Genomic DNA, 7,519 nt, shown 5'->3' on the forward strand with positions numbered 1-7,519 from the left:
TGGTTATCAACCTGGCTAAAAAAGGTAATAATATTATTTTTACCTATCACAGTAATAAAGTTGAAGCTGATAAAGTTATAACTGAAGTATTGTCCCTTGGACAGAAAGCTATTGCGTACCAATTAGATGTTAGCAATATAAAGAACTTTGACGCATTTTTACATCAGGTGAGTGGACACTTAACCCAACATGAAGGTTCCGCTAGTTTTGATTTCCTGATCAACAATGCCGGTGCCGGCGTTTACGGTTCTGTATCAGAGACTACTGAGGAAGCGTTTGACGCGATGATGAACGTCCACTTTAAGGGGGTTTACTTTTTAACCCAAAAGCTATTGCCTTTATTAAATGAGGGTGGCAGGATAATTAATATCTCATCAGGGCTGACAAGGGTTTCCTTTCCAAACGTTTCTGCTTATGCCAGTATGAAAGGAGCCATTGAAACTTACACCAGATGCCTTGCCAAAGAATTAGGCTCTAGGCAAATTACTGCCAATACGGTTGCGCCAGGTGCTATTGCCACGGATTTTGGAGGCGGATCAAATAAATCTGATGAGAATAAAAGGAATGCAATTGCGTCAGTAACGGCGTTGGGCCGTGTGGGCGAGCCGGAAGACATTGGCGGTGTAGTCGCTTTTTTATGTACACCCGAAGCGGCATGGATTAACGGCCAGAGAATTGAATTGTCAGGCGGAATGATGATTTAATATTTGTAACTTTGATTTATGAACCAACATCAGGTACATCGGGTGCACTCCATTGCAGAGTTCCATAAGATGAAAGGGCTGCCTTCACCGCAGCATCCTCTAATCAGCCTATTTGATTACGCCAGCTTTGAATGCTCCAAAGAAATCAACCACAAGAATTTTGTGTTTGATTTCTATCACATCTCAATAAAGCGGAGTATTGGCGCAAAATACAAATATGGCCAGAATAATTATGATTTTGATGATGGGGTAATGTTCTTCATAGCGCCCAACCAAGTTTTTGGAATCGAAAAAATTGAAGAAATTGCTACTACAAGAAGTGGATGGATTCTGATGGTTCACCCTGATTTTTTATGGAACACTCCACTAGCAGCAGCTATAAAAAAGTATGAATTCTTTGGTTATGCCGTAAATGAGGCTTTGTTTCTTTCAGAAAAGGAAGAGACAACACTTAATGCCATCGTCAAAAATATCGAGCAGGAGTATCAGGCCAATCTGGATAAGTTCAGCCAAGCTATTATAATTTCCCAACTCGAAACCTTACTAAATTACTGCGACCGGTATTACCAAAGGCAGTTCCTGACGCGTAAGGTTGCTAACCACAACATTTTGGAGGGTGTAGAAAAGACCATTGAAGACTATTTTAAAGATGAAAATACTGCCGGACTGCCGACAGTACAGTATATAGCCGAAGCCTTAAACCTATCGCCAATGTATTTAAGCAGTTTGCTGAAATCAGTGTCGGGGTTAACAACACAGCAGCATATACACGAGAAACTGATTGAAAAAGCGAAGGAAAAACTGTCAACAACGGAGTTAACAGTTTCAGAAATTGCATTCGAACTGGGGTTTGAACACAGTCAGAGTTTTTCAAAATTATTTAAAAGCAAAACAAGTGTATCGCCTTTAGCGTTTAGAAATTCATTTAATTGAAGTATGCCTACCAGAAACGTACAGTGTATATGAATCCGTTTATTTTAGCCCTGCAAGCCCGTAACCTTACTGTGGAGATCCATCACCATTCGGCATATCAAATTGTGCTGTCCAACGACTTGCCTTTTACCTCGACAATCAGCGGTACGAAATATGAACGTATTCACGGGTTTTTGATCAAGCCCCATGTCACGCACTTTTGTGTGGCTGAAAAAGGTAAATTGAATGTCCTGAACATAGAGCCCTATTCAAGTATTGGTTTACAGCTGGCATCTATGTTTACTGAAAATGAGGAGGCCATTGTTTTTGAATCGCCAACCGAAACGAATACCTTTTTTCAGACGCCTAAAGAAAGCCTGGAAGTAAGCAACGTAATTGAGGCGCTGCTCTCGGGGGTGCCAAAGACAGATTATGATGACAGGGTTGCAAAAATTGTCGATTACATTAAGGCTAATTACTTTAAACCCGATATCACTCCTCAAACATTTGCCGAATTGGTTTTCCTATCCCCATCACGTTTGGCAGCGCTCTTTAAGAAGCAGACCGGCAGCAGCCTGTCTAAATATTTACTATGGACGCGTTTAAGGCAGGCTATTTATATCACGCTCACTGATAAAGACAGGAGCCTTACCGATATTGCCTATGACACCGGCTTTTACGACCTGCCCCAACTCAACAAGTATATGTATGAGATGTTCGGTATGCCGCCTAAAGCATTAAAGTACAGTAGCGACCTCATACAGGTATATTAATTTTATCTTTCCACTCCGTCAGGTGGCTTTCTTACAGATGGCCTTGTTTTTACATTTGCAAAAACCACTATAGTGATCTGATACAAGTTTCCAGACGCGGTTATATGCAACTTTGTGATATCATTTTAAACCATTAAAAAATAATATCATGAAAGCAATCGTGTATAATCAATTCGGAAGTACTGATGTTTTACAAACGGTAGAACAACCAAAGCCTGCAATCCAAAAAGGCGAGGTACTGGTAAAGATAAAAGCATTTTCAATCAACCCTATGGACTGGAAAATCAGGAAAGGGCAAATGAAACTGATGTCAGGTTCCAGGTTCCCCAAGCATACCGGCGCTGATTTTGCCGGCGTAATTGAAGAAGTAAGTGTTGGAATCAACCACCTAAAAGAGGGCGATGAAGTTTTTGGCGTGGTTAAAAATTTAATGAAAGAAGGTGCTTCAGTCGAATATGTTGCAGTAAGCGCCTCATTGGTATGGAAAAAACCAACAGCGATAAGTTTTGAACAAGCAGCCTCTATTCCGGTAGTGGGTACAGCTGCCTTAACCGCCTTAGAGAAAATGGGAAACATCACTCCACAATCTTCAATTTTAGTAAACGGGGCTACAGGCGGGTTTGGAATGTTTTTAATTCAATTATTAAAACTACAGCATACTGATTTAACAGCAGTGACCGGCAGCAAAGGAATTGATTATGCAAAAAATTGGGGGGCTGATAAGGTCATCAATTATACTGAAGAAAATGTTTTATCACAGCAAAACAAATATGATGTGGTAGTCGATTTATCGGGAAAAATGACATACAAAAAAGCCAAGGAGATTATGAAGTCAAAAAGCTTGTTTTTAAATGTTACGCCACAGCCCATTCAGATTATCGCTTCGCTATTTAACAATCTATTCACTTCAAAAAAGCATATTGTAGTGCTGTCCAGTCCTTCTGTAAAACAAACTGAAAAACTCATAAAGGCAGTAAATGATGGTTTGCAGATTGAAGTGAACAAAGTATTTCCGTTCAGCCAATTTAAGGAAGCCTATCAGTATGCTGAAAAAGGCGGGGTCATTGGAAAAGTAGTTATTGAAGTTAATTAATACATCATAGCGATGCTAATAAAAATTGACAATACCCTAAAATATGGGAAACAGCACGGTGGCTTTGGGATACAGATTTTATATCCCGGGCTCATAATGCCTGAACGGAATGACACCGGCTTCTCTACCATTGGACGGATAGACCACGCCCGAATAACTCCGGGTACGCTCATACCGATGCATCCCCATCAAAACGATGAGATACTCACTTATTTGCGGAGCGGTAAGGTAATGCACAAAGATTCTGAAGGGCATTCGGATATCATTTCAAATCAAAAGTTAATGCTCATGAAGGCAGGTTCAGAATTTTATCACGGAGAAAAGACTTTGGAAGAAGGTGGCGTTTTGGAAGGCTTACAGATTTTTATCCGACCCGAAATTGAAGGGTTGCTACCACAAGTACAATTTCATCAATTATCAGAAACCTACAGTATTAATCAATGGCGGAAAATAGCGGGTAAAAGCAGTGATTATCCCTTACAGATAAGAAGTAATACATGGATACTGGATATGCAGTTGCAAAAAAATGATGAAACGTTTTTGCCCGAGCTGCCTTTTAAAAATACCTCATTCCTATTCTATGTATTTAAGGGAGAAATTCAAGTTACTAGCAATGTACAGTTAAGCACCGGCGAAAGTGCTTTGATCGAAAATGAATACCCCACGTTCATTGCGAATGAAACCAGCGAAATCGTGTTATTCATTACACAGAAGAATGCCACCTATTTTGACGGGGGAATGTATAGTGGTAACCTGCACAAATAGAAATTCATCAAAAAGTAAAACAGTGATTTGATACAAGTTTTGACAAAAGCGTAATCGCACCTTTGTAGTGTACATAATTAATAACAACAAAAAATCTAAACTAATGAAAAAAATAATAATACTGGGGGCCACCGGAACCGTAGGAAGTAAAATCGCTAAAATCCTGCTAGAGGAAGGAAAACATCAGGTAAAACTGCTTGCAAGAGATCCCGAAAAATTAAAAGACTTAAAAAGTATGGGAGCAGAAATCATTCCGGGGGATGTTAATGATCTAAAAGCCCTTACTGAGGCATTCAAAAATGCGGATAGCGCCTTTCTGATTTTACCCGATAATGTAAAAGCGGAAAACACCCGGGAATACCAAAGACAAGTGACCGGCAATTATCTGGAAGCGATTCAAAAGTCAGGAATCAAACATATTGTAAATATGAGTAGCCTGGGTTCTCATATGCACGAAGGGAATGGAATGATGGCCGGAACCGGCGAGCAAGAGGTGCGATTGAATCAGCTACAAGAGGTGAATGTACTGCACATCCGTTCCGCTTACTTTATGGAGAATTTTCTGAGAACAATCGGATTAGTAAAATCTAAAGGGATTAACGGCACAGCAGCGGCGGGTGATCATGCAATACCAATGGTGGCAACCCGGGATGTAGCTAAAGTAGCAGCAGCGCATTTATCCAATCTTGATTTTACGGGTAAATCTGTGCAGGCTGTAATGGGGCCGAGAGATTATACATATACAGAATTCACCAACATTATCGGTAAAGCAATAGGCAAACCCGAATTACCCTATGTACAAATTCCTATAGGCCAGGCCAAACAGGTATTCATAGGTAATGGTTTTTCACAGGACTTTGTAGATAATCTGTTAGGGATGGCTTTGGCTATTAAAGATGGAATATTCAATTATCAGAAAAGAGATGCTTCCACAACAACGCCTACCACAGCAGAAGCGTTTGTAACGGACACCTATCTTCCAATATACAATTAACAATAACAATTCAAAAAATAGATATCATGAAACTTTTAGAAAAAACACAGTTAGGGAATTTATCCTTAAAAAATAAAATGGCGATGTCTGCTATGACCAGAAGCCGGGCAGATATTCACGGCATAGTTGGTGAGATGACAGTAGCCTATTACACCCAAAGAGCTAGTGCAGGTTTGCTATTCACTGAAGCCATCAGGATAAGTGAAGACGCTACCGGCAGTCCGCTTACTCCGGGGATTTTTACGCCCGAACAGATAGAGGCCTGGAAAAAAGTCACACAGGCAGTACATGACAATGGAGGTGTTATTATTGCCCAACTTTGGCATACCGGGCGTGTGGGACATTCTGTCGAACGCAATGGAAAGCTTCCTTTAGCTCCATCAGCTTTACCCATCAGGGGAATGCAGCATTTTACCTCGCAGGGCATGAAGGATTATGAAGTACCTCAGGAAATTACAATTTCTGAAATTAGGCAGACTATTAAGGATTATGGGACCGCCGCAAAAAATGCAATTGAAGCAGGATTCGATGGTGTAGAGCTTCATGCCGCTAATGGCTATTTACCAAGTCAGTTTTTAGCTGAAAGTTCTAATCAGAGAACTGATAAATATGGTGGAAGCATTCCCAATAAAGCCCGTTTTGTCCTGGAGGCCATGCAGGCATTGATAAGTGCAGTAGGCGGTGAAAAAGTGGGTATTAAGATCTCGCCTTTTCATCCTTATGGCGAGATGATTCTGGATGATCCGGCCGGGACGTACACTTACCTGATTGAAGAGCTGAACAAATTGGATTTTGCCTATGTGGAACTAATGAGGCGCAGCCCTTATTTTCCTTCACCTGCCCACTATCCTAAAGACGATGAAATTGAATTCTTCGGCAGAAAGATCTTCCAGACAGTTATCGCCAACGCCGGGTATGACAAGGAATCCGCCGAAGCGGAACTTGATAAGGGCATTGCCAAACTTATCTCATTCGGGACCTTGTTCATTGCTAATCCTGACCTGCCACAACGCTTTGAAAAAAATGCTGCGCTTAGTGAGCCGGACAAGGCTACCATGTTCGGCGGCGCGGAACATGGGTATATCGACTATCCATCATTAAACGACTAATAACTGAATTATGAAAAATACATTCAAAACTGTAGTGATGTTGGCGCTGCTTCAACTCGCTAACACAAATGTGAAAGCACAAGCTATTCCAGATAGTACCATGCAAAAAATCGATGAATTCAGGGTATTCTATGAAACCTTGGGGAAAGTATACCCACCTGACTCTACTGTTTCGATAAATGAAACAGTCATTGCAGGAGTAAAAAGCTACTGGCTTAATAAGGAGTTGCTAAATAAAAAAAATTTAATTGTTTACCTGCATGGTGGTGTTTATACCTATGGTAATTTTAATACTTACCACGCCATGTTATCACACTTAGCCAAGTCATTCCATGCGCCGATCTTGTACATAGAATATTCACTGTCACCAGAGCATCCTTATCCTACGGCCAATAATGAAATATTTAATGTTTACCAAGAGTTGCAACGAAAGTTCAAAGGCTCTGAAATAACGTTGATGGGTGATAGTGCTGGTGGTGGTTTAGCTATAGCACTGGTAGGTGAAGTACAGGAAGCTAAAGTCCCAATGCCTGCATCTTTAGTCCTTATCTCCCCTTGGATAGATTTAAAGTGTATTAACGATTCGTATGAAAGCAAAAAGGCATTGGATCCTATCCTAAGCAAGGATTTTCTGTATAACCATGCATTGATGTATTCTTCAAATAGCATCAAAGAGGCTGACCCCAGTGAATTGAAGTTCAAAAAATTCCCTCCTGTTTTCTTATTGGTTGGTACAGACGAAGTATTGAATGATGATTCAAAAAACTTCTATGCATTTATTAAGCCAATCCAGAAGAATTCAAAGCTGAAGGAATATGATGGGCAAAAGCATGTTTGGCTATTTTCACATATTGACTCTGTAAAATCAAGGGAATCGCTAAATGATATAAAAGAATTTATATTGGCTAGCAATAAATAAGCACATAAAAATTATCGTTAGATTTTGTAGAGTTGAAATTTTTGTATTCGTACAAAAACCTGTAAATTAGCAAAAATACCGCATAGAAAACCTTGTGAGTAAAAAGGTGAGTGTTTTTTTAAGTTCAGTCTATAAGCTATTGATATAAAAGTATTTGTAGTGGTTTGGAGTCGTCCTGCCACCCCGACTAAAAAGACTTCAACGGCAGTCAAAACCCTTAAATCCTATGATTTAAGGGGTTTTCTATTTA

Annotated in this window: 8 protein-coding genes; all 8 read left to right on the plus strand. The window is 40.1% G+C overall.

From position 1 onward, the window contains the following. Positions 1-5: 5 nt before the first annotated feature. The 8 genes from ABS766_RS16560 (at position 6) to ABS766_RS16595 (ending at position 7,269) form a co-directional block, all read left to right on the plus strand. On the plus strand, positions 6-704 hold the full coding sequence (locus ABS766_RS16560) for an SDR family oxidoreductase (protein ID WP_408086320.1): 699 nt from the start codon (positions 6-8) through the stop codon (positions 702-704). 18 nt (positions 705-722) lie between these two features. Beyond that, the gene (locus ABS766_RS16565; RefSeq protein WP_408086314.1) at positions 723-1,637 is read left to right on the plus strand and encodes a helix-turn-helix domain-containing protein; all 915 of its coding nucleotides are present in this window, start codon (positions 723-725) and stop codon (positions 1,635-1,637) included. Positions 1,638-1,666: 29 nt separating this feature from the next. After that, positions 1,667-2,389, plus strand: a complete 723-nt coding sequence (locus ABS766_RS16570) for a helix-turn-helix domain-containing protein (protein ID WP_408086315.1) — start codon at positions 1,667-1,669, stop codon at positions 2,387-2,389. A gap of 148 nt (positions 2,390-2,537) precedes the next feature. Further along, positions 2,538-3,482 carry an NAD(P)-dependent alcohol dehydrogenase gene (locus ABS766_RS16575; RefSeq protein WP_408086316.1) on the plus strand — a complete coding sequence of 315 codons (945 nt, stop codon included), beginning with the start codon at positions 2,538-2,540 and terminating at the stop codon, positions 3,480-3,482. A 96-nt stretch (positions 3,483-3,578) separates the two neighbouring features. After that, positions 3,579-4,247 (plus strand): pirin family protein, encoded by a 669-nt coding sequence (locus tag ABS766_RS16580; RefSeq protein ID WP_408086321.1) that lies wholly within the window; start codon positions 3,579-3,581, stop codon positions 4,245-4,247. Positions 4,248-4,350: 103 nt separating this feature from the next. After that, positions 4,351-5,241, plus strand: coding sequence for an NmrA family NAD(P)-binding protein (locus ABS766_RS16585; RefSeq protein WP_408086317.1), 891 nt, complete (start codon positions 4,351-4,353; stop codon positions 5,239-5,241). A gap of 26 nt (positions 5,242-5,267) precedes the next feature. Then, positions 5,268-6,350: an alkene reductase gene (locus ABS766_RS16590; RefSeq protein WP_408086318.1), complete on the plus strand. Its 1,083-nt coding sequence runs from the start codon at positions 5,268-5,270 to the stop codon at positions 6,348-6,350. A 10-nt stretch (positions 6,351-6,360) separates the two neighbouring features. After that, the gene (locus ABS766_RS16595; RefSeq protein WP_408086319.1) at positions 6,361-7,269 is read left to right on the plus strand and encodes an alpha/beta hydrolase fold domain-containing protein; all 909 of its coding nucleotides are present in this window, start codon (positions 6,361-6,363) and stop codon (positions 7,267-7,269) included. The last annotated feature ends 250 nt before the right edge of the window (positions 7,270-7,519 follow it).

This window comes from Flavobacterium rhizosphaerae (genome assembly GCF_046000445.1).
Classification (GTDB): domain Bacteria; phylum Bacteroidota; class Bacteroidia; order Flavobacteriales; family Flavobacteriaceae; genus Flavobacterium; species Flavobacterium rhizosphaerae.